The following is a 22204-nucleotide window of genomic DNA, read 5'->3' as shown; positions in this document are numbered from 1 at the left end:
ATTTTTAGCACCCATTAGGATCATCGGTATAATTTTCTGAATTAGGAGACTGTCCCATCACTATTCGAACTTCGTCTCCCAACTTACGCTGTTCCCATTCATCCGTGAATCCTTTAAATCGCAATTCTGGAACTTTCTTTTTATTTGAATCATCTATTTTCGCCATAGTCCCCACCATTTTATTGGTTTTTCTTGTTCTTCTATCCTTTTTTGATCTTTGATTTGTTCCTGTAAATTTTCCAACTTCTCTTTAAGAGCGTTCACTTCATCTTTATATTGATTGTCTAAGTGTTTGAATTCTGTTTCCTGTGAGGGCATTTTGAGGGCTTTTAAGTTATCATTTTCCGTCTTGTATTCTTCTAGCAACTTTTTATCTTGCAAGGCTAATCGTTGTTACTGGTCTAACAAATTAGTTAGTTTTTCTATTTGTTGGTCTTTGCTACTTATTTGTTGGTCTTTGGTATTTGATTTGCTACTACTTTCTACTTTACCTAAAATTATTTTTTCTGCTTTAGAATTTATTAGATTAGACCCATTGGAACTTTTAAGCTATAATTCTTTTGGTAACCTTTGGTAGTGATATTGAATATTTTGTTTTGTAACACTCAACTCATCCGCCAGCTCTTTGATCGTTTTTAAGTCTTCACTCATGGTTTAAGTCCTGCCTTTTAACCGTTGGTAGATATTGTTCAATGGCTTTTTTGAGGTAGCGTGCGATATTATGCTTAGAATATTCTTCACGTCTGCTGGCAACATAAGACAAGTGGTCTTTAACACTATTTAGCCCTCTTAATTCTTTCAGTTCGTCATAGAGGGGGTAAACATGGACTTTCAATCCTACCATGATTTTTGTATCTTGCATTTCAAACGGACTTAGCAACATATTTTCTAGCAATAGCGTGGTGTACTTGCTTTTCATTGCTTCAATAGCTAGCTTATCTTCGGTTTCTGCTTTGCGTGCTTTATCTTCTTGATAGGCGGTATCTTCTAACTTATAGCTGTTATCGTCTGCTCGACGTTTCTTTCGTAACCAGATATCCAATGTTAAACCGTCCGCATCAATCGCTCGATAGAGATAATGCCAACGCTCCTTAATTTTGATATAGGTTTCATCCATTTTCCACGAATAGAAGGACTGTTTATTTTTCTTTTTCCAGAGATGATAGAGGATTTTACTGTATTCTTGAACCCACCGATAAATCGTAGTGTGACAAACATTTATTCCACGGTCATAAAGCAATTCCTGAACTTCACGATAGCTCAGATTGTAACGTAGGTAATAACCAACAGCGACAATGATGACGTCTTGTTGGAATTGTTTGCCTTTAAAATGATTCATCTCTCAAGCCTTACTAACCTTTTTTCTGCTCTTTGAGAAGCTGAAGGTCGTGCTAGTAACTACCTATTTGGTTTGATTAACTCCATCATTTATCTGGTGCTTGCCCTTCAAAAAGGCTTCTATGGTGAGGTTTTAACAACTCTCTATTTTACAATTATGCAGCCAATTGGTCTCTTGGTTTGGATTTATCAAGCCCAGTTTAAGAAAGAACAACAAGAGTTTGTCGCGCGTAAGCTGGACAGTAAGGGGTGGACCAAGTATCTTTCCATTAGTGTTCTTTGGTGGTTGGCCTTTGGGTTTATTTATCAGTCTATCGGAGCTAATCGTCCCTATCGTGATTCAATAACCGATGCGACCAATGGTGTAGGGCAAATCCTCATGACAGCTGTTTACCGTGAACAGTGGATATTCTGGGCTGCTACTAATGTCTTTTCAATCTATCTCTGGTGGGGAGAAAGCCTGCAAATCCAAGGGAAATACTTGATTTATCTCATTAACAGTCTAGTTGGTTGGTACCAGTGGAGCAAGGCAGCTAAGCAGAATACGGATTTACCTAACTAGGAAAAGATGTTTTAGGTTTTGGGATAAAACAGATAGAGTTGATAATAAAGGATTTTATATTATGAAAAAGAGGATCGGTGGGTCCTCTTTTATTGTTAAAAAAATGAAAAACTCAGTAGTCTAGGCATAAGGCAACTGAGTTCTACTCTGTATTCAATTTTTAGGAATGAGAAGGTCTAGATAAAATTGCACAACTTCCTGGTCTGTAAAGTCTTGTCCTTTTTTTAGCCACCAAGTTAGGGTCTCGATAAAGTTCGTCACAACAAAATGCTGGAGGTAGGAGGCCGGAATGTTTGGATAGGCCTCTTGCAAGTCATCCGCTACCATGGGATAAACGTGGTGTTCGAGTTCCTTGTGTAGTTGGCGGAGGAAGTAGTCGTTTTTGGAAAAAAGGAGACTGGTGACATGGTCCTGGTTTTTCTGAAAATGTAAAAAGATATGTGCGAGGTAGTCCTCGGTAGTAAAGTGTCCTTCCCTTTCAAAGAGATGATGAAAGAGGTAGCGACAGAGCTCATCTAAAAGGAGTTCCTTACTTTCGTAATGACAGTAAAAAGTAGAACGTCCAACATCTGCTAGGTCAATGATATCCTGAACAGTAGTGGCATCATAGCCCTTGTCGTTTAAAAGTTGTAAAAAAGCTTGATAGATGGCTTTTTTAGTCTTGTTGACTCTACGGTCTCTTTTTGGCATATAGACACTTGAGACAAGCTGTTCAGAACTGAACATGGCTGACAGTTTGCTTCTATCCTTTCTTTGGATTTTGTTAGATAATACAAATGAAAGAAGTATGTATATACCCATTATACCAAAGGAGGGAGAGAAATGAGTTCTAAAACATCTATCTGGCTAGCCTTTTTCTTGAATCTATCATTTTCTGTTGTTGAATTTATTTTTGGGGTCATCTTCAATTCAAGCGCTGTATTAGCGGATGCGGTTCATGATTTGGGTGATGCCCTTGCAATAGGCTTCTCAGCTTGCTTGGAAACTATTTCCAATCGTCAGGAAGACAAACGTTACACTCTTGGTTACAAACGTTTCAGCCTGCTAGGTGCCATGCTGACTGCCTTGATCCTTTTGACAGGATCTGTCATGGTGCTCTTGGAGAATATTCCTCGCCTTCTATCCCCGCAACCAGTCAACTACCAAGGGATGCTGTGGTTGGGAGTTATTGCGATTCTTATCAATCTCTTGGCTAGTCTGATTGTTCGTAAGGGTCAGACCAAGAACGAAGCTATCCTGACCTTACATTTTCTAGAAGATATTCTAGGTTGGCTAGCGGTCATTCTGGTTGCTTGTGTTTTATATGTCACTGACTGGTACTTTCTTGATCCGCTTTTATCGCTCTTGATTTCTTGTTTTATTCTCTGGAAAGCCATTCCTCTCTTTTGGTCTACTCTTAAGATTTTCTTAGATGCGGTGCCTGAAGGTATCGAGACTGCTAAGCTAGAGAAAGAGTTAGTAAGGCTAACTAATGTTAAAAGTGTAAATCAACTCAGTATTTGGTCCATGGATGGTCTGGAAAATGACGCCATTGTTCACCTCTGTATCAAGGACTGGGAACAGATGATGGAAACCAAAGAAGTAGTGCGTCAATTTTTAGAAGAAAGAGGCGTGCAGAATATCACTATTGAAGTAGATAGCAGTCAAAGCAATCATGCGCAACATAGACGGAGAGTGAGAGAGTTAGAGCAGAAGCATGGGCATCATCATTAGAAAAGCGACCTCGCTAGAGGTCGTTTTGTTATCCTATTCATTCCTTGTACTCTCTCTCAATGTCAGTCTGGTTCCCAGCATAGTCAGGCTAGGGATTTTGCGACCGTGTAGAACTTCCTTGTTAAGAATATCCATACCTGCTCGGCCCATTTCTTCGGTATAGACGGTGATGCTGGAGAGGGGAGGATAGACTTGCTTGGTCAGACTAGTGTCGTTAAAAGAAATGAGGCTGACGCGATCTGGCAGGCTGATTCCAGTTTCTTGGAGGGCACGGAGGGCGCCGATAGCTAAGCTATCGCTGGCTGCGAAAAAGGCTGGTGGGAGTTGGTCTCCCAAGTTCTGAATGGCCTCCTTCATCAAGTCATAGCCAGACTGGGCAGTAAAGCTTCCTTGAAAGATCAGTTCATCATGATAGATTCCTTTTGTTTGACTGTAGTTCTTAAAATTTTCCAGACGCTTGTCCTCAATGATTTCTTCTTGGTCGGTTGTTTCCTCAAGTCCTGTTAGAATTCCGATACGGTCCATTCCTTGGCTGAGAAAATAATCGACAACCTGTTTCATGGCAGTGTAAAAATCCGTGATAATGCAGGTGTGTCCCAGTGAAAGAGTATCGCTGTCTAGAAATACAAGAGGTTTTTGGTATTCTTCAAAGGCAGAAATCTGAGCTCGACTAAATTTTCCGATGCAGAGAATCCCAATCACTTCTTCGCTTAGGGTAAAAGGATGGTCATTAAAATAGCGCAAGATATCGTAGTCCAACTCTTGGGCTCTTTTTTCTATGCCTAGGCGAATCTGGTAGTAGTAGAGGTCGTCCAGCTCCCCTTGTTCACTGACCCATTGGATAATGGCAATCTTTTGCTTGGGTTTGTGGGACTCGCCTGTCTTGAGGTGCTTGGTGTAGCCCAGCTCTTCAGCAACGGTTAAAATACGGTGCCTGGTTTCTTCTGTAACAGATAGGCTCTGGTCGCGGTTTAGGACACGGGATACGGTCGCGATAGAGACAGAGGCTAGCTGTGCAATGTCTTTTAAAGTAGCCATAAATCCTCCTTCTTTAAGGTTAGTATATCATATTTTTCTGCTTTTTACTGATAGTTTAGTAAAATTTTAGTAAAAATGATTGACCTTGGGAAATCCCTTGGATACAATAGAAGAAAACGATTACATGTTAAGGTGACTTAACGGACAGTCAAAGGAGAATTCAAATGACCCAACATCTTACTGCAGAAGCACTTCGCAAAGACTTTCTTGCTGTTTTTGGTCAAGAAGCAGACCAAACTTTCTTTTCACCAGGTCGTATCAATTTGATTGGTGAACACACGGACTACAACGGTGGGCACGTTTTTCCAGCTGCTATTTCCTTGGGAACTTACGGTGCAGCTCGCAAGCGTGACGACCAAGTCTTGCGTCTATACTCAGCTAACTTTGAGGACAAGGGCATTATCGAAGTGCCTCTCGCTGACCTCAAGTTTGAAAAAGAGCACAGCTGGACCAATTATCCAAAAGGGGTTCTTCATTTCTTGCAAGAAGCTGGGCATGTGATTGACAAAGGTTTTGATTTTTATGTTTATGGGAATATCCCAAATGGTGCTGGTTTGTCTTCTTCAGCATCCCTTGAACTTTTGACAGGAGTCGTGGCAGAGCATCTCTTTGATTTAAAATTAGAGCGTCTCGATTTGGTTAAAATTGGAAAACAAACAGAAAACAACTTTATCGGAGTCAACTCTGGCATTATGGACCAGTTTGCTATCGGTATGGGAGCTGACCAACGTGCTATTTACCTAGATACCAACACCTTAGAGTATGATTTGGTACCACTTGATTTGAAAGACAATGTCGTTGTTATCATGAACACCAATAAACGCCGTGAATTGGCGGATTCTAAATATAATGAACGCCGTGCTGAGTGTGAAAAAGCAGTAGAAGAACTACAAGTGGCTTTGGACATTCAAACCTTGGGTGAATTGGACGAATGGGCCTTTGACCAATATAGCTATCTGATTAAAGATGAAAATCGTTTGAAACGTGCTCGTCACGCTGTTCTTGAAAACCAACGTACCCTCAAAGCTCAAGCAGCCCTTCAGGCAGGTGATTTGGAAACATTTGGTCGTTTGATGAATGCGTCACACGTTTCCCTAGAGCATGACTATGAAGTAACTGGTTTGGAATTGGATACTCTTGTTCATACAGCTTGGGCACAAGAAGGTGTTCTCGGTGCTCGTATGACAGGGGCAGGTTTTGGCGGATGTGCCATTGCCTTGGTGCAAAAAGATGCTGTTGGTGCCTTTAAGGAAGCTGTAGGCAAACACTACGAGGAAGTAGTTGGATACGCTCCAAGTTTCTATATCGCTGAAGTTGCAGGTGGCACTCGCGTCCTTGATTAGTCAAAAGGAGGTTGTCTAGTGACCTTAGTAGATAAATTTGTAACATATATCATTTCTGAAAGTTCATTTGAGGAAATGGATCGAATCTACCTGACCAATCGTGTCTTGGCACGAGTGGGAGAAGGTGTTTTGGAAGTTGAGACCAATCTGGACAAATTGATTGACCTCAAGGACCAGCTGGTTGAGGAAGCCGTTCGATTAGAGACGATTGAGGATAGTCAGACTGCGCGTGAAATCCTTGGTGCTGAACTGATGGACTTGGTGACCCCTTGTCCAAGTCAGGTCAATCGTGATTTCTGGGCAACCTACACCCAATCTCCTGAGAAAGCGATAGCGGATTTTTACCAACTTAGTCAGAAAAATGACTACATCAAACTCAAGGCTATTGCTAAAAATATCGCTTATCGTGTTCCATCTGATTATGGAGAACTAGAAATTACCATCAACCTCTCTAAGCCTGAAAAGGATCCCAAAGAGATTGCGGCGGCCAAGTTGGTGCAAGCTAGTAATTATCCCCAGTGTCAGCTTTGTATAGAGAATGAAGGCTACCATGGTCGGGTCAACCACCCAGCTCGCAGCAATCACCGTATTATCCGCTTTGAAATGGCTGGTCAGGAGTGGGGCTTCCAGTATTCGCCCTATGCTTATTTTAATGAGCACTGTATTTTCTTAGACGGCCAGCATCGTCCCATGGCCATTAGTCGTCAGAGCTTTGAACGCCTGCTGGCTATCGTAGAGCAGTTTCCAGGATATTTTGCTGGATCTAATGCTGACTTGCCGATTGTGGGGGGCTCTATTCTAACTCATGATCATTATCAAGGAGGCCGTCACGTCTTTCCGATGGAATTGGCTCCCTTGCAAAAGACCTTTAGATTTGCTGGTTTTGAGCAGGTTAAGGCTGGGATTGTCAAGTGGCCCATGTCAGTGTTGCGTTTGACTTCGGATTCCAAAGAGGATTTGATCAACTTAGCTGACAAGATTTTGCAGGAATGGCGCCAGTATTCAGATCCTAGTGTGCAGATTTTGGCAGATACTGATGGGACACCGCATCACACCATCACACCTATATCGCGCAAACGTGATGGCCAGTTTGAGTTGGACTTGGTCTTGCGGGACAATCAGACTTCTGCAGAACATCCTGATGGCATTTATCATCCCCACAAGGATGTCCAACATATCAAGAAGGAAAATATCGGCTTGATTGAGGTCATGGGCTTGGCAATCTTACCACCACGTCTGAAAGAAGAAGTGGAGCAAGTCGCTAGCTATCTTGTAGGAGAAGCTGATACAGTTGCCGATTATCATCAGGAATGGGCAGACCAACTCAAAGTCCAACATCCAGACCTAACAGATAAAGAAAAAGCCCTTGAAATTGTCAAGGACTCTGTTGGTGCTATCTTTGCACGTGTACTTGAGGATGCAGGAGTCTACAAGCAGACGGAACAAGGGCAGACAGCCTTTATGCGCTTTGTGGAACAGGTCGGAATTTTGCCAGACTAGGAGCTTTCTCCTTGCGCAGTCCTATAAAAAGTAGTATCATAGTGTCGTTTGAAATATCAGGAGGAAACGATGAAAGACTTTCATTTTGACGCTATATCTGCCTTTGAAAATTACGAAATTGAAAAAATGAGAGATGGTCACGTTGTGGTGACGACAAAAGTAGTGAACTCGTCGCTCAACTACTATGGTAATGCTCATGGTGGCTATCTATTCACACTATGTGACCAAATCAGTGGTTTGGTGGTTATCTCGCTGGGACTTGATGGAGTAACGCTCCAGTCCTCTATCAACTACCTCAAGGCAGGAAAACTCGACGACGTGTTGACCATTAAAGGAGAATGCGTCCATCAAGGTCGCACAACCTGTGTGGTGGATGTTGATATCACCAATCAAGAGGGCAGAAATGTCTGCAAAGCAACCTTTACCATGTTTGTCACAGGACAGAGGTCAGAAGACAGACAGGTAAGGATATAGAGAAACAAAAAAGAGGCTCACACCTCTTTTTCTTATTTCTTTTTATGATTTAATACGGCATTGAGGACAATGGCAAGTAGGCTGGCTACGACGATTCCGTTTGAGAAGAACATTTGGAAGGCTGTCGGCATGCTGATAAAGAGATTACTGTTATTGAGTCCGACACCTGCAGCGATTGATACAGCTGCAATAAGGAAGTTGTGTTCATTGTTAGCAAAGTCAACACGGGCGAGGATTTGCATCCCTTGAATAGACACAAAACCAAACATTACCAGCATGGCACCACCGAGGACAGGGCTTGGAATGATTTGAGCAAGGGCACCAAACTTAGGAAGGAGTCCAAGGAGAACCAGGAAACCAGCTGCGTAGTAGATTGGTAGGCGAGTTTTGATACCTGATAATTTAACCAAACCAACGTTTTGTGAAAATCCTGTGTAAGGGAAGGTGTTAAAGATTCCTCCAAGAAGTACGGCCAAACCTTCTGCGCGGTAACCGTTGCGAAGGCGCGTGCTGTCGATCGGATCTTTTGTGATATCAGACAAGGCCAGATAAACACCAGTAGACTCAACCATAGACACCGTTGCGATGATACACATCATGACAATAGATGAGATTTCAAAGGTTGGCATCCCAAAGTAGAGTGGAGTTGGGACATGGACAAGTGGTGCTGCCGCAACTGGAGAGAAGTCAACTAAGCCCATGCTAGCAGCAATGGCAGTTCCAACAACCAGACCAATCAAAATAGAGATAGACTTGATAAATCCTTTGGTAAAGATGTTAATCAAGAGGATAATCAGAACAGTGATAGCTGCAAGCAAGAGACTTTGACCAGTTGGCTCTGGAACGTTATTTCCCATATTTCCAATAGCGACAGGAATCAAGGTTAAACCAATAGTGGTAATAACAGATCCTGTTACGATAGATGGGAAGAGATTGGCCACTTTTGAGAAGATGCCTGAAACAAGAACCACGTAAATCCCTGATGCGATAAGGGCACCAAACATAGCACCACTACCATGGCTTTGCCCAATCATAATCAAGGGAGCGACGGATTGGAAAGCAACTCCAAGAACGACTGGGAGTCCAATTCCAAAGTATTTGTTGAGTTGGAGTTGGAGGAAGGTTGCCACCCCACACATGAAGATATCTGTAGAAATCAGGTAGGTTAACTGCTCAGCCGAATAGCCAAGGGCTGTCGCAATCATGATGGGAACCAGGATGGATCCTGAGTACATGGCTAGTAAGTGCTGCAAGCCAAGAACGGCTGCTTGCGAGTGTTTTTCTTGAGTTTGCATTAGAGATCTGCCTCCTTAAAAATAACTTGACCATTTTCAAAACGATCCAAACGAGCGAGTGATAGAACAGGGTAGCCTGCTTTTTCAAGCAAATCACGGCCATCTTGGAAGGATTTTTCAATCACAATACCGATAGCTTCGACTGTTGCTCCGGCCTGTTCGATGATTTGAATCAAGCCTTTGGCAGCTTGGCCATTAGCAAGGAAGTCGTCGATAATCAAGACCTTGTCCTCTGGTGAGAGGAATTTTCCAGCGATAGAAACGGTGCTGGTCACTTGCTTGGTAAAGGAGTAAACTTCGGCAGTTAAGATTCCTTCGTTCATAGTGATGTTTTTAGCTTTTTTAGCGAAAATCATGGGAACGTTTAAGGCTTCAGCTGTAAAAATGGCTGGGGCAATACCTGACGCTTCAATGGTCACGACTTTGGTAATACCAGCAGAAGCAAATTTTTCCGCAAAAATCTTACCAATCTCTCGCATCAAGCTAAAGTCAACTTGGTGGGTTAAAAAGGAATCTACCTTGAGGATGTTATCACCCAAGATATGCCCATCCTTGAGGATGCGCTCTTCTAATAATTTCATAAGACCTCCTAAAGTCTAAAAGCCAATCCATTTGCTTGTTTAGAGTTTCTAGTAAGAAATAGAAAAAGGACCTACTTAATCTCTAAGTAAGTCCCCAAAATAGGCATGGCAAAAACGACCATACCTCACTTCTGACTTACTTATTGTTAGGTGTTCCGGCACCTTGTAGAAACGTCGTGCCAATTCACGACATAAACAAGTAAAATGATATTCAATTTCAAATAGGCTTGAGCCAATGTTTTTATTTTACACTAAATAACTTTAGAAATCAAATATTTTGTTAGTGTTTTGGTTTGAAAAACGAACAAATATAATAAAAATGGGCAAGAATTAACTTATTGGCTAACATTTAGAAGGTTTTTCCATCATAAAAGGCATATTATCAAGATTTTTCAAGACTTGATAATATGCCTTTTTAACTTTAAAGACTTTTTCCCAACCTTTATTATTCTACTCGCTAAATCTTAAAAAATAACCATCTGGATCCAAAATCGCAAATTCATGAGGGTAAATAAAGCTATCTCCCACTCGAAATTCTCTTTTTGTCAGGGGACGATGGGTAGGATAGTCAGCTTCCAGCAGTTTTTGGTGGAGCTGAGGGACATCTTCAATGCCAAAGGAAATATTGACACCGCGCCCGAAAGGATAGGTTAGTTGGGCTAATTCTTCTGTGCTGCCTTCTTCTAGCATAAGTTGGCAGTCTTCAAGCGAGAGGAAGAGAAATTTCTCCTCTGGACGCTCGTATTCGACAGAAAATCCCAGCAAGTCGCAGTAGAAGTGGCGTGACTTTTCGAGGTCAGATACTACAAATTCAGGAATGACAGCTTGATAGTCCATTAGCTTTCTCCTTAGAGCTCAATCTCCATGACAATGGGTGTGTGGTCTTGGCGAGCACCTGAGTCAATCATATCAGACTTAGTTACTTTGTCAGCGATGCGGTTGCTGGTGAGCCAGTAGTCGATTCTCCAGCCTGTATTGTTGATTTTAGAAGTCTTGCTGCGCTGTGCCCACCAAGTGTAGCGTTCTGGAACATCGCCGTGAATGTGGCGGAAGGTATCCGTAAATCCAGTTGCTAAAAGGTTGGTAAATCCAGCACGCTCCTCGTCGGTAAATCCTGGTGAACGGCGGTTGCTAGCAGGATTTGCAAGGTCAATCTCATTGTGGGCCACATTGTAGTCACCGGTCGCAAGGACTGGTTTTTCTTTGTCTAGTTCAGCCAAGTATTCAGCATATTTGACATCCCAGACTTGACGTTCTTCCAAGCGTTTGAGACCGTCGCCAGCGTTTGGTGTGTAAACTTGGGTCACGAAAAATTCATCAAATTCTAGAGTGATGATGCGACCTTCTAAGTCCATGGTAGAAGGGGCACCGATTTCTGGAAAAGTGACAGTGGGTGTGAGTTCTTTCTTATAGAGGAACATAGTACCAGCATAGCCTTTACGGGCAGGTTCTTGGGAAGAGCGCCACGTGTTTTCGTAGTCTGGGAAGAGTTCAGCTAAAATTTCCAAGTGTTTCTTTGTAGGCCCCTTGGCAGAAAGCTTGGTTTCTTGGATAGCGATGATATCAGCATTTTCAGCGACCAAGGTTTGTAGGACTTCTTGGGACAATTTCGCGCGAGTTGAGTCACTAGTTAGGGCTGCATTGAGGGAATCAATATTCCATGAGATAAGTTTCATAAAGTTACCTTTTTCATTCAGATTATAGATTTTATTATACCAAAAAAAGGTCTATTTCCCCAATGTATGGTTTGAAAAATCACTCTTTAAACTTTATCCTGAGAAAATAAAAATCCCCTAAACTATTTAGAAAAAAATCTAAATAGTTCTTGTGTTTAGAATAGAAAGGTGTATAATGTTATTTAGAAAAACATCTAAATAGAAAGTGAAGTTACATATATGTCAAATAAGAGAACAATCCTTCTTTTTGTGGTCTTGGCTTATGTCCTTGCTTGGATAATATGGTTGGCACTATGGATAGGTGGTGTTGGTCTAAATTCTCCATGGAGTCAACTTGCTAGTATTGTAGCCATGTGGATGCCTGCGCTTGCAGTCTTTCTCTTAGGGAAAATAACGAATCAACCTAGTGGAATCAAATCTAAATTAGCCGTGAATTTCAAGAGGAACTGGCGCTTTTACTTACTAGCTATCTGGTTACCAGCAGTTATCAGTTTTTTAGGAGCAGGACTTTATTTTCTTGTATTCCCTAGCAATTTCAGCCTTGGTTTTGAATCTATTCAAGCCATCTTACAAGCAAAAGGTGTCTCTCAATCAGCCATTCCCTTATCTTTCTTGGCCTTGATTCAAATCTTAGCTAGTTTGACCTACGCTCCTTTTCTTAATAGTTTCTTTGCATTGGGGGAGGAAATTGGTTGGCGTGGCTATCTTTACCCAGCTCTAAGAGGACGCTTTTCAATAGTCCAGACTCATGTCTTGCTTGGTCTCATTTGGAGTCTTTGGCATCTACCAATCAATTTGCAAGGCTATAATTATGGACTATCTTATTTTGCTTATCCTGTTTTGGGAGTTGTCGCCATGTTTCTATTTTGTTTTAGCGTAGGAATATTGTTGAGCTGGTTGTTGGAAAAGACAGGTTCTATCTGGGCTTCTGCCCTATTTCATGGGGCAATCAATGCAACTGCAGGTCTTGGTTTACTCTTTCAATTACCAGGAGAAAAAATTTCAAGCCTCTTGATTTTAGGCCCATCACCGACAGGAATGCTATCAGTTCTACCTTGCTTAGTCCTAGCCCTACTAATATTACAAAGGGAAAGGAGTCATTATGAGTTTTGCAAATAGTTTTAAAGCCTTATCTCATCCAGTTAGGAGAGAGATTTTAAATTTACTCAAAGCAGGTAGATTATCTGCAGGAGAAATTGCCAGTCAATTCGAGTTGACTAGTGCAACTATTTCACATCATCTCACGATTTTGAAAGCAGCGGATTTGATTCATGAAATGAAAGAAAAAAACTTTATTTATTATGAGTTAAACACATCGGTTTTAGAGGATATAATGGTTTGGTTAGCAGATCTGAAAGGAGATCATTTTGATGAAGATAAAAATCAATAAGAAATTGGTATTATTTACGAGCATTCTCATCCTACTACCTTCCCTTGTAGGTTGTGTTTTCTGGAATCAATTACCAGAGGAGATACCCACTCATTTTAATCTACTGGGTCAAGCAGATGGCTACAATCATAAAATGTCTGCTATCTTTGGATTACCTACTCTCATGCTTTTGATGCATTGGTTGCTTCTATTTTTAATGATTAAGGATCCTAAATCTAGCAATATCAGTTCAAAAATACAACTTTTGATTTACTGGATTATTCCTTTTGTATCTTGTCTATTAATGATTTCTATCTTCGGAGAATCTTTGGGTTATTCCATGATGAGTGGGCTACTAGCTCAGATTTTTATGGGAGTCATGATGATCATAATTGGAAATTATCTACCAAAAACACACCGAAATTATATAGTCGGTATTCGACTACCGTGGACCTTGGAGAATGATGGAAACTGGAGAAAAACGCATCGCCTAGCTGGAAAAATTTGGGTATTAGGAGGATTGTTATTGTTTCTAAATTCCTTTGTGCAACTATATGTTTACTGGGTATTCTTCTTGACACTTTTCTTTGTAGTGATAATTCCTAGTGTCTATTCTTATCAATTATCAAAATCAGAATCTTGAAATAGCTACTGGAGTCATTAGTTTGAGAAGTTGGTCTGATATGTCTATTTCCCCAACGTATGGTTTGAAAAATCACCCTCTTTCGTTTATAATAAAGAATGATTTTATGAAAGGGAGTGAAAATAAATGAAATTTTACTCATATGACTATGTGCTTAGCCAAATCAGTCAACAAAATGGAATCATGATTGGCTTTGGGATTGTGCTCCTAGCTATCACAGGATTTTTTGCTTTTAAGGCTTATCGAGATAAAAAGGGGACTAAGTTTCGGGAATTGGTCATGATTTTGGCCTTGACCTTGGTAGCCATGCTTTTGGTAACAATCTCAAAATACCAGACCAATCAAGCCTCTAACAATCAATTTCAAACCTCACTTCATTTCATAGAGGTTGTTTCCAAAGACTTGGGGGTGGATAAATCAGAAGTTTACGTTAATACTTCAGCTGCCACTGATGGAGCGCTTGTCAAGGTAGGTCCAAATTTCTACCGCGCCATGAACGGGAGCCAACCAGACAAGTATCTTTTAGAGAAATTAGAATTGAATCAAACAGACGCTATTGAATTGGTGGAGGTAAACAAATGACACTCAACTATATGGAAATTTTAATCAAACTGGCCTTGGGTCTTTTCTCTCTTGTTTTTGTTATTAATGTGACAGGAAAGGGGAATCTAGCACCTAACTCTGCTACAGACCAAATTCAGAACTATGTTCTTGGTGGTATCATCGGTGGGGTAATTTACAATAGTTCAATCAGTATCCTGCAATACACAGTGATTTTGATGATGTGGACGATTTTGGTTTTGACCCTAAAGTGGCTCAATAACAATGTTCGCTTTGTCAAACGCTTGATTGATGGGAAACCAACTCTCCTCATCAAAAATGGGCAGATTGACCCAGAAGCCTGTCGTTCAGTTGGCTTGTCTGCATCGGATGTAGCCCTCAAACTTCGTAGCCAAGGGATTTTCCAGATGAAGCAAGTTAAACGAGCTGTGCAAGAACAAAATGGCCAACTCATCGTGGTTCAAATGGGAGATGAAAATCCTAAGTATCCAGTTGTGACTGACGGTGTGATCCAAGTCGATGTCTTGGAATCGATTGGTCGTAGCGAAGAGTGGCTGCTTGATAATCTCAGCAAGCAAGGGCATGACAATGTTGCCAATATCTTTATTGCTGAGTATGACAAGGGTGCGGTCACAGTCGTAACCTATGAATAAGAAAAACCTGGGGTCTTGGCCTCAGGTTTCCATTTGCAATCAGAAAGGGATTTTATGTCCATTATTCAAAAACTTTGGTGGTTTTTCAAGTTAGAAAAACGCCGTTATCTAGTCGGGATTGTGGCCCTGGTCTTGGTTTCCGTCCTCAATCTCATTCCACCTATGGTTATGGGGCGGGTTATTGATTCCATTACTTCGGAGCAATTAACCCAGCAGGACTTGCTTTTGAACCTCCTTTATCTGCTTCTTGCAGCTTTGGGTATGTACTATCTACGCTATGTTTGGCGCATGTATATCCTTGGGACTTCCTACCGTCTGGGACAGATTATGCGCTCTCGCTTATTTGAGCATTTCACAAAAATGTCTCCAGCTTTTTATCAAACCTATCGGACGGGGGACCTGATGGCACACGCAACCAATGATATCAATGCCCTAACGCGTCTAGCAGGTGGCGGTGTTATGTCAGCGGTGGATGCTTCTATCACGGCTCTGGTGACCTTGCTGACCATGCTCTTTAGCATTTCGTGGCAGATGACCTTGGTTGCCATTCTTCCCCTGCCTTTCATGGCTTATGCGACCAGTCGTCTAGGGAGAAAGACCCACAAGGCTTTTGGCGAATCACAAGCTGCCTTTTCTGAACTCAATAACAAGGTACAAGAGTCCGTATCAGGTATCAAAGTGACCAAGTCTTTCGGTTATCAGGCGGACGAGTTGAAGTCTTTTCAGGCAGTCAATGAATTGACCTTTCAAAAGAACCTCCAAACCATGAAATACGATAGCCTCTTTGACCCCATGGTTCTCTTGTTTGTTGGCTCCTCCTATGTTTTAACGCTTTTGGTTGGCTCCTTGATGGTTCAGAAAGGGCAGATCACGGTTGGGAATCTGGTCACCTTTATCAGCTACTTGGATATGCTGGTTTGGCCTCTCATGGCCATCGGCTTCCTCTTTAATATTACTCAGCGAGGGAAGGTTTCCTACCAGCGGATTGAGGAACTTTTGTCTCAGGAATCACCTGTACAAGACCCTGAGTTTCCTCTAGACGGTATTGAAAATGGACGCTTGCAGTACGATATTGATAGCTTTGCATTTGAAAATGAGGAAACACTGACGGATATTCACTTTTGTTTAGAAAAAGGGCAAACCCTGGGCTTGGTTGGTCAGACAGGCTCTGGAAAAACGTCCTTGATTAAGCTTCTCTTGCGTGAATACGATGTGGATAAGGGTGCTATTTACCTAAACGGTCATAATATTCGTGATTATCGTCTGACAGACCTTCGCAGTCTTATGGGCTATGTTCCTCAGGATCAGTTTCTCTTTGCGACTTCAATCTTAGACAATATTCGCTTTGGCAATCCTAACTTACCCCTTTCAGCGGTCGAGGAAGCGACTAAGCTAGCCCAAGTTTACCAAGACATTGTAGACATGCCTAAAGGATTTGATACGTTGATTGGTGAAAAGGGAGTCAGTCTTTCTGGAGGTCAAAAGCAGCGTCTGGCCATGAGTCGGGCTATGATTTTAGACCCTGATATCTTGATTTTGGATGATTCTTTGTCGGCCGTGGATGCCAAGACAGAGTATGCGATTATCGACAACCTTAAGGAGACGCGAAAGGACAAGACAACCATTATTACGGCTCATCGCCTCAGTGCGGTTGTCCATGCAGATTTGATTTTAGTCCTGCAAAATGGCCAAATTATCGAACGAGGAAGGCACGAAGACTTGCTAGCTTTGGATGGCTGGTATGCTCAAACCTACCAGTCTCAGCAGCTGGAAATGAAAGGAGAAGAAGATGCAGAATAAACAAGAACAATGGACTGTATTGAAGCGCTTGATGTCTTATCTCAAGCCTTATGGACTCCTGACTTTTTTGGCACTTAGTTTTCTACTAGCGACGACGGTCATTAAAAGTGTCATTCCCCTTGTGGCTTCCCACTTTATCGACCAGTATCTGAGTAATCTTAACCAACTGGCCATTACCGTTTTGCTGGCCTACTATGGCCTTTATATTCTACAAACTGTAGTTCAGTATGTCGGTAATCTTCTCTTTGCGCGCGTGTCTTATAGTATTGTTAGGGATATTCGTCGAGATGCCTTTGCCAATATGGAGAAGCTGGGCATGTCTTATTTTGACAAGACGCCAGCAGGCTCTATCGTCTCTCGTTTGACAAATGACACCGAGACTATCAGTGATATGTTTTCGGGAATTTTGTCTAGCTTTATCTCAGCAGTTTTCATCTTTCTAACAACTCTTTATACCATGTTGGTGTTGGATTTTCGTTTGACAGCATTAGTCTTGCTCTTTCTCCCCTTGATTTTCCTTTTGGTCAATCTCTATCGGAAAAAATCAGTGAAAATCATTGAGAAAACCAGAAGTCTCTTGTCAGATATTAATAGCAAGCTGGCTGAAAATATCGAAGGAATCAGGATTATCCAGGCCTTTAATCAAGAGAAGCGCCTACAGTCAGAGTTTGATGAAATCAACCAAGAACACTTGATCTACGCCAACCGTTCTGTAGCCTTGGATGCCCTCTTTTTGCGCCCTGCCATGAGTTTGCTGAAACTCCTAGGATATGCAGTTTTAATGGCCTATTTTGGCTATCGTGGACTTTATCTGGGAATAACGGCAGGAACCATGTATGCCTTTATCCAGTACATCAATCGTCTCTTTGACCCCTTGATTGAAGTGACGCAAAACTTTTCAACCCTTCAAACTTCTATGGTTTCTGCAGGTCGTGTCTTTGCCTTAATTGATGAGACGACCTATGAGCCCCTTCAAAAAGATGGGCAAGCCAAAATCCAAGAAGGCAATATTCGTTTTGAACATGTGTGTTTCTCTTATGATGGCAAACATCCGATTTTGGATGATATTTCTTTCTCTGTTAACAAGGGTGAAACCATAGCTTTTGTAGGTCATACAGGTTCAGGGAAATCGTCTATTATCAATGTCCTCATGCGCTTTTATGAATTTCAATCAGGGAGAGTTCTCTTGGATGGTGTGGATATCAGGAACTACAGTCAGGAAGAGTTGAGAAAAAACATCGGTCTGGTCTTGCAGGATCCCTTCCTCTATCATGGAACCATCAAGTCCAATATCGCCATGTACCAAGACATTAGTGATGAGCAGGTTCAGGCTGCGGCAACTTTCGTGGATGCAGATTCCTTTATTCAAGAACTTCCTCAGGGTTATGATTCCCTTGTTTCCGAGCGTGGTTCTAGTTTTTCAACTGGACAGCGCCAGCTTCTTGCCTTTGCTAGAACAGTCGCCAGTCAGCCTAAAATCCTGATTTTGGATGAAGCAACTGCCAATATTGACTCTGAAACAGAAAGTTTGGTTCAAGCTTCTCTGGCGAAGATGAGACAGGGGCGGACAACCATTGCCATCGCTCATCGCCTTTCTACCATCCAAGACGCCAACTGCATCTATGTCTTGGACAAGGGGCGCATCATCGAGAGCGGAACCCATGAGGAACTCTTGGATCTGGGAGGAACATATCACAAGATGTATAGTTTGCAGGCGGGTGCCATGTCTTAATACTCTTTGAAAATCTATTCAAGAAAGGTCAGCTTTATCTGCAACCTAAAAGATGTACTTTGATTTTCATTGAGTGTAAGAAGGAAATCCTTCAAATTACAGATTTCTTTCACCGCCTTTTCCATTTTGTGGTATAATGAAAAATGTTGACAAATAGTATAATAAAAACAAAGGAGAAACAGCATGCTGAAATGGGAAGACTTGCCCGTGGAAATGAAATCAAGCGAGGTTGAGTCTTACTACCAGCTTGTCTCTAAAAGGAAGGGTTCGCTGATTTTTAAGCGTTGCTTGGATTGGGTTCTAGCCGTGGTCTTACTGGTTCTGGCCTCTCCCATCTTTCTCATCTTGAGCATTTGGATCAAGTTGGATAGCAAGGGGCCAGTGATTTACAAACAAGAGCGCGTAACCCAGTATAACCGTCGGTTCAAGATTTGGAAGTTCCGTACCATGGTGACGGATGCAGATAAAAAAGGAAGTTTGGTGACTTCTGCTAACGATAGCCGCATTACCAAAGTTGGAAATTTCATCCGCCGTGTGCGCTTGGATGAACTGCCTCAGCTGGTCAATGTCCTTAAAGGCGAGATGTCCTTTGTTGGGACACGACCTGAAGTGCCACGTTACACAGAGCAGTATAGCCCTGAAATGATGGCAACCTTGCTTTTACCAGCAGGGATTACCTCTCCAGCCAGCATCAACTACAAGGATGAGGACACTATCATCAGTCAAATGACGGAGAAAGGTCTGTCAGTTGACCAAGCCTATGTCGAACATGTCCTTCCTGAAAAGATGCGCTATAACCTCGCCTATCTCCGAGAGTTTAGTTTCCTTGGAGACATCAAAATCATGTTTCAAACCGTGTTTGAAGTGCTAAAATAAAGTAGTCATGAGAAAATGAGTACAGATAAAAGGAGCAAATCAATGCTAAATTACAACATTCCATTTTCACCACCCGATATCACCGAAGCTGAAATTGCTGAAGTAGCGGATACCCTGCGTTCTGGTTGGATTACAACAGGTCCTAAGACAAAAGAACTGGAGCGTCGCTTGTCTCAATACACACAGACGCCCAAGACTGTCTGTCTTAACTCTGCGACTGCTGCTCTTGAGTTGATTTTACGCGTTTTGGAAGTGGGACCTGGTGATGAAGTCATCGTTCCAGCCATGACCTATACAGCTTCATGTAGTGTCATCACTCACGTAGGGGCGACCCCTGTCATGGTGGATATCCAAGCAGATACGTTTGAGATGGACTATGACTTACTGGAGCAAGCTATCACTGAAAAGACTAAAGTGATTATCCCAGTAGAACTTGCGGGGATTGTTTGCGACTATGACCGTTTGTTCCAAGTCGTGGAGAAAAAACGTGACCTCTTTACCGCTTCAAGCAAGTGGCAAAAGGCCTTTAACCGTATTGTGATTGTCTCTGATAGTGCCCATGCTTTGGGATCAACTTATAAAGGTCAACCGGCTGGTTCTATCGCTGACTTTACTTCCTTCTCATTCCACGCCGTTAAGAACTTTACAACTGCAGAGGGTGGAAGTGCCACTTGGAAATCTAATCCAGCGATTGACGACGAAGAGATGTACAAGGAATTCCAAATCCTTTCCCTTCACGGGCAAACTAAGGATGCTCTTGCCAAGATGCAACTGGGTTCATGGGAATACGATATCGTCACACCAGCCTACAAGTGCAATATGACCGATATCATGGCATCGCTTGGTTTGGTACAATTGGACCGCTATCCAAGTTTGTTGCAACGTCGTAAGGATATCGTGGATCGCTATGATCGTGGTTTTGCAGGTTCTCGCATCCATCCATTGGCACACAAGACTGAAACTGTCGAATCTTCACGTCACCTCTACATTACCCATGTAGAAGGAGCAAGCTTAGAAGAACGCAATCTTATTATCCAAGAATTAGCTAAAGCAGGAATTGCAAGTAATGTACACTACAAGCCACTTCCGCTCTTGACAGCCTATAAGAATCTTGGCTTTGATATGGCAGATTATCCAAGAGCCTATGCCTTCTTTGAAAATGAAATTACGCTTCCTCTTCATACTAAACTAAGCGATGAAGAAGTGGACTATATCATTGAGACTTTCAAAACAGTTTCTGAAAAAGTACTAGCTTCATCAAAAAAATTGTAAAAAAGTCTTGACAAAGAAAAAACAAAGTATTAAAATAAGTTCAACAAATCAGAAAAGTAACTATTTTTGATCTTCAGGGAGCCTGTGGTGATTGTGAACAGGTGGTTGAAAGTAGTGAAAGTGGGCTGATTTTAAAAATGAATTTGAAACAATGAAAATTCGGTACGCACACCTTACAGTGCAACTTGTTGTTAGACAAGGCAGAGATGTAAAGGGATAGTCCCTTTATAATTGAGGTGGCACCGCGTTACCAACGCCCTCACATGGAAGTATATTCTGTGTGTGGGCTTTTTTCTATCCGTCGTTTTGTTTATCTTTCATTAGGGTGTTAAGTCGCTTTGATGAACTTGAGTTCTATCTGCAGCTCCTTGCCTACTACTAAAAACAAACAAAAAGGACGGATTCATACAGAAAGAGGAAATTTTTATGACAACTAAAGGTTATTTTGGACAATTTGGTGGTAGTTTTGTACCGGAGCCTATTCAGGATTTGTTGGATGAGTTGGAAGTGACATTTGACAAGTATAAGGATGATCCAGAATTTTTGGCAGAATTTCGCCATTACTTAAAGGACTATTCAGGTCGCGAAACACCGCTCTATTTTGCGGAAAGTTTGACAGACCACTTAGGTGGCGCTAAGATTTATCTCAAGCGCGAAGACCTGAACCACCTTGGTTCTCACAAGCTCAACAACGTTTTAGGACAAATCCTTCTTGCCAAACGTATGGGCAAAAAACGAGTGATTGCGGAAACAGGAGCTGGTCAGCACGGTGTTGCGACAGCAGCGGCTGCAGCCAAGTTTGGGATGGCCTGTGATGTCTACATGGGAGCAGAGGATGTGGAACGTCAACGTCTCAATGTTTTCCGTATGGAGATGATGGGAGCAACTGTTCATGCAGTTGAAACGGGAACACGAACTCTTAAGGATGCGGTTGATGCAGCCTTTGGAGCATGGATGAATGACCTTGAAGCCTTCTATGTTCTGGGATCTGCTGTAGGTCCTCACCCTTATCCTACAATTGTTCATGAATTCCAAAAGGTCATCAGTGAAGAATCTCGCCGTCAAATCTTAGAAAAAGAAGGCCGTTTACCAGACTACGTTATTGCCTGTGTAGGTGGTGGTTCCAATGCCATTGGTGCTTTTTCACAGTATGTGGCTGATGAAGAAGTTAAATTGGTTGGGGTCGAAGCTGCTGGTCATGGACTTGACACAGACAAGCACGCAGCTACTATGACAAAAGGTAGTATCGGAATTGTCGACGGCATGAAGACCTATGCAGTCTTTAAGGAAGATGGAGAGCTAGCTCCAGTTTACTCTATCTCAGCTGGTTTGGACTATCCAGGGGTTGGTCCAGAACACGCCTACTTTAAAGATTCTGGCCGCGTAGAATATGTGGCAGCGACAGATGAAGAAGCGGTTCAAGCCTTGCTCCTTCTTAGTAAGACAGAAGGAATTATCCCAGCGATTGAAAGTTCGCATGCCATCGCAGAAGCAGTTAAACGTGCACCGAAACTAAGTAAAGATGAGATTATCATCATCAATGTCTCTGGTCGTGGAGACAAGGATGTAGCTGCTATTGCAGACTATCTTGAAGCTAAAAAATAAGAGATGGAAAAATTACAGTCTTTTCTCTCACAGAGAGCTTGTGGTTACTGGAAACAAGCAGAGAAAGCTGTAAGGTTGGGTCCATCTGAAACGAGAGAAGAAAACATAATTCTCAAGGGAGTGCCCTTTATCGCACAGCCTGTTACAGGAGGTTTCTGAGACAGGAATGAGAG

22 protein-coding genes, 4 pseudogenes, 1 riboswitch and 1 other annotated feature are annotated in these 22204 nt (G+C 42.1%); of the genes and pseudogenes, 15 read left to right on the top strand and 11 right to left on the bottom strand.

The genetic code is table 11. The features are described 5' to 3' along the window. Window positions 1–4: 4 nt before the first annotated feature. The 5 genes and pseudogenes from D8845_RS10180 to D8845_RS10610 form a co-directional block, all read right to left on the bottom strand. Entirely contained in the window at window positions 5–166 is a 162-nt protein-coding gene (locus D8845_RS10180; RefSeq protein WP_185757438.1) for a hypothetical protein, read from the bottom strand. Then, the gene (locus D8845_RS08970) at window positions 154–381 is read right to left on the bottom strand and encodes a DNA-binding protein (RefSeq protein ID WP_125453204.1); all 228 of its coding nucleotides are present in this window, start codon (window positions 379–381) and stop codon (window positions 154–156) included. Before D8845_RS08970 ends, D8845_RS10180 begins: the two co-directional genes overlap by 13 nt. A 12-nt stretch (window positions 382–393) precedes the next feature. Then, a pseudogene (locus D8845_RS10570) lies at window positions 394–651 on the bottom strand (plasmid replication protein). After that, window positions 644–964, bottom strand: a pseudogene (locus D8845_RS10615) (DNA replication protein); the annotation flags it as partial. The pseudogenes D8845_RS10615 and D8845_RS10570, both read right to left, overlap by 8 nt. A gap of 27 nt (window positions 965–991) precedes the next feature. Beyond that, a pseudogene (locus D8845_RS10610) lies at window positions 992–1339 on the bottom strand (IS6 family transposase); the annotation flags it as partial. A gap of 39 nt (window positions 1340–1378) precedes the next feature. On the opposite strand from D8845_RS10610, the pseudogene pnuC reads away from it, so the two are divergent. Beyond that, window positions 1379–1900: pseudogene (gene pnuC / locus D8845_RS08955) on the top strand (nicotinamide riboside transporter PnuC); the annotation flags it as partial. A 153-nt stretch (window positions 1901–2053) separates the two neighbouring features. Here pnuC and D8845_RS08950 read toward each other — a convergent pair. Further along, window positions 2054–2590 (bottom strand): TetR/AcrR family transcriptional regulator, encoded by a 537-nt coding sequence (locus D8845_RS08950; RefSeq protein ID WP_125453215.1) that lies wholly within the window; start codon window positions 2588–2590, stop codon window positions 2054–2056. A 132-nt stretch (window positions 2591–2722) separates the two neighbouring features. Here D8845_RS08950 and D8845_RS08945 point away from each other — a divergent pair, with 132 nt between their 5' ends. Next, window positions 2723–3613, top strand: coding sequence for a cation diffusion facilitator family transporter (locus D8845_RS08945; protein WP_125453202.1), 891 nt, complete (start codon window positions 2723–2725; stop codon window positions 3611–3613). A 33-nt stretch (window positions 3614–3646) separates the two neighbouring features. Here D8845_RS08945 and galR read toward each other — a convergent pair whose 3' ends face one another. Then, window positions 3647–4651 (bottom strand): DNA-binding transcriptional regulator GalR, encoded by a 1005-nt coding sequence (galR, locus tag D8845_RS08940; protein ID WP_125453201.1) that lies wholly within the window; start codon window positions 4649–4651, stop codon window positions 3647–3649. Between the two features lie 164 nt (window positions 4652–4815). On the opposite strand from galR, the gene D8845_RS08935 reads away from it, so the two are divergent. The 3 genes from D8845_RS08935 (at window position 4816) to D8845_RS08925 (ending at window position 7968) form a co-directional block, all read left to right on the top strand. After that, complete coding sequence (locus D8845_RS08935) at window positions 4816–5994, top strand: galactokinase (RefSeq protein WP_125453200.1); 1179 nt, start codon at window positions 4816–4818, stop codon at window positions 5992–5994. An 18-nt stretch (window positions 5995–6012) separates the two neighbouring features. Then, the gene (locus D8845_RS08930; RefSeq protein WP_125453199.1) at window positions 6013–7494 is read left to right on the top strand and encodes a UDP-glucose--hexose-1-phosphate uridylyltransferase; all 1482 of its coding nucleotides are present in this window, start codon (window positions 6013–6015) and stop codon (window positions 7492–7494) included. Window positions 7495–7563: 69 nt separating this feature from the next. After that, complete coding sequence (locus D8845_RS08925) at window positions 7564–7968, top strand: PaaI family thioesterase (RefSeq protein WP_125453198.1); 405 nt, start codon at window positions 7564–7566, stop codon at window positions 7966–7968. Window positions 7969–8000: 32 nt separating this feature from the next. Here the strand turns inward: D8845_RS08925 and D8845_RS08920 are convergent, their stop codons facing one another. The 4 genes from D8845_RS08920 to D8845_RS08905 form a co-directional block, all read right to left on the bottom strand. Beyond that, window positions 8001–9263: a nucleobase:cation symporter-2 family protein gene (locus D8845_RS08920; protein WP_001194476.1), complete on the bottom strand. Its 1263-nt coding sequence runs from the start codon at window positions 9261–9263 to the stop codon at window positions 8001–8003. Continuing rightward, a complete protein-coding gene (locus tag D8845_RS08915; RefSeq protein WP_049551462.1) occupies window positions 9263–9844 on the bottom strand; it encodes a xanthine phosphoribosyltransferase in 582 nt (193 codons plus the stop codon). The genes D8845_RS08920 and D8845_RS08915 overlap by 1 nt, the downstream gene beginning before the upstream one ends. A gap of 123 nt (window positions 9845–9967) precedes the next feature. Continuing rightward, window positions 9968–10063: riboswitch (purine riboswitch) on the bottom strand. A 231-nt stretch (window positions 10064–10294) separates the two neighbouring features. Continuing rightward, window positions 10295–10681 carry a bleomycin resistance protein gene (locus tag D8845_RS08910; RefSeq protein ID WP_049551463.1) on the bottom strand — a complete coding sequence of 129 codons (387 nt, stop codon included), beginning with the start codon at window positions 10679–10681 and terminating at the stop codon, window positions 10295–10297. A gap of 11 nt (window positions 10682–10692) precedes the next feature. After that, a complete protein-coding gene (locus D8845_RS08905; RefSeq protein WP_125453197.1) occupies window positions 10693–11520 on the bottom strand; it encodes an exodeoxyribonuclease III in 828 nt (275 codons plus the stop codon). Window positions 11521–11739: 219 nt separating this feature from the next. Between D8845_RS08905 and D8845_RS08900 the strand changes: the two genes are divergently transcribed. From D8845_RS08900 to trpB, 10 genes are all read left to right on the top strand, one after another. Beyond that, window positions 11740–12639 carry a CPBP family intramembrane glutamic endopeptidase gene (locus D8845_RS08900; protein WP_000066798.1) on the top strand — a complete coding sequence of 300 codons (900 nt, stop codon included), beginning with the start codon at window positions 11740–11742 and terminating at the stop codon, window positions 12637–12639. Continuing rightward, window positions 12623–12910: an autorepressor SdpR family transcription factor gene (locus D8845_RS08895; RefSeq protein ID WP_000006510.1), complete on the top strand. Its 288-nt coding sequence runs from the start codon at window positions 12623–12625 to the stop codon at window positions 12908–12910. The genes D8845_RS08900 and D8845_RS08895 overlap by 17 nt, the downstream gene beginning before the upstream one ends. After that, complete coding sequence (locus tag D8845_RS08890) at window positions 12891–13532, top strand: SdpI family protein (protein WP_000694120.1); 642 nt, start codon at window positions 12891–12893, stop codon at window positions 13530–13532. Before D8845_RS08895 ends, D8845_RS08890 begins: the two co-directional genes overlap by 20 nt. Before the next feature lie 126 nt (window positions 13533–13658). Continuing rightward, entirely contained in the window at window positions 13659–14114 is a 456-nt protein-coding gene (locus tag D8845_RS08885; protein WP_000675332.1) for a DUF3290 family protein, read from the top strand. After that, window positions 14111–14746, top strand: coding sequence for a DUF421 domain-containing protein (locus tag D8845_RS08880; protein ID WP_020901636.1), 636 nt, complete (start codon window positions 14111–14113; stop codon window positions 14744–14746). The genes D8845_RS08885 and D8845_RS08880 overlap by 4 nt, the downstream gene beginning before the upstream one ends. A gap of 54 nt (window positions 14747–14800) precedes the next feature. Then, on the top strand, window positions 14801–16546 hold the full coding sequence (locus D8845_RS08875; RefSeq protein ID WP_125453196.1) for an ABC transporter ATP-binding protein: 1746 nt from the start codon (window positions 14801–14803) through the stop codon (window positions 16544–16546). Further along, a complete protein-coding gene (locus D8845_RS08870; protein ID WP_125453195.1) occupies window positions 16536–18278 on the top strand; it encodes an ABC transporter ATP-binding protein in 1743 nt (580 codons plus the stop codon). Before D8845_RS08875 ends, D8845_RS08870 begins: the two co-directional genes overlap by 11 nt. 183 nt (window positions 18279–18461) lie before the next feature. Then, window positions 18462–19154: a sugar transferase gene (locus D8845_RS08865; protein ID WP_125453194.1), complete on the top strand. Its 693-nt coding sequence runs from the start codon at window positions 18462–18464 to the stop codon at window positions 19152–19154. 42 nt (window positions 19155–19196) lie between these two features. Beyond that, window positions 19197–20426 (top strand): DegT/DnrJ/EryC1/StrS family aminotransferase, encoded by a 1230-nt coding sequence (locus tag D8845_RS08860; RefSeq protein WP_185757437.1) that lies wholly within the window; start codon window positions 19197–19199, stop codon window positions 20424–20426. A 34-nt stretch (window positions 20427–20460) separates the two neighbouring features. Continuing rightward, window positions 20461–20690 (top strand) — a binding site (T-box leader). Between the two features lie 162 nt (window positions 20691–20852). Then, window positions 20853–22031, top strand: coding sequence for a tryptophan synthase subunit beta (gene trpB / locus D8845_RS08855; protein WP_125453192.1), 1179 nt, complete (start codon window positions 20853–20855; stop codon window positions 22029–22031). The last annotated feature ends 173 nt before the right edge of the window (window positions 22032–22204 follow it).

Source organism: Streptococcus mitis, assembly GCF_003942865.1.
Lineage (GTDB): Bacteria > Bacillota > Bacilli > Lactobacillales > Streptococcaceae > Streptococcus > Streptococcus mitis_BI.
This window is presented reverse-complemented; position numbering and strand designations above follow the sequence as displayed.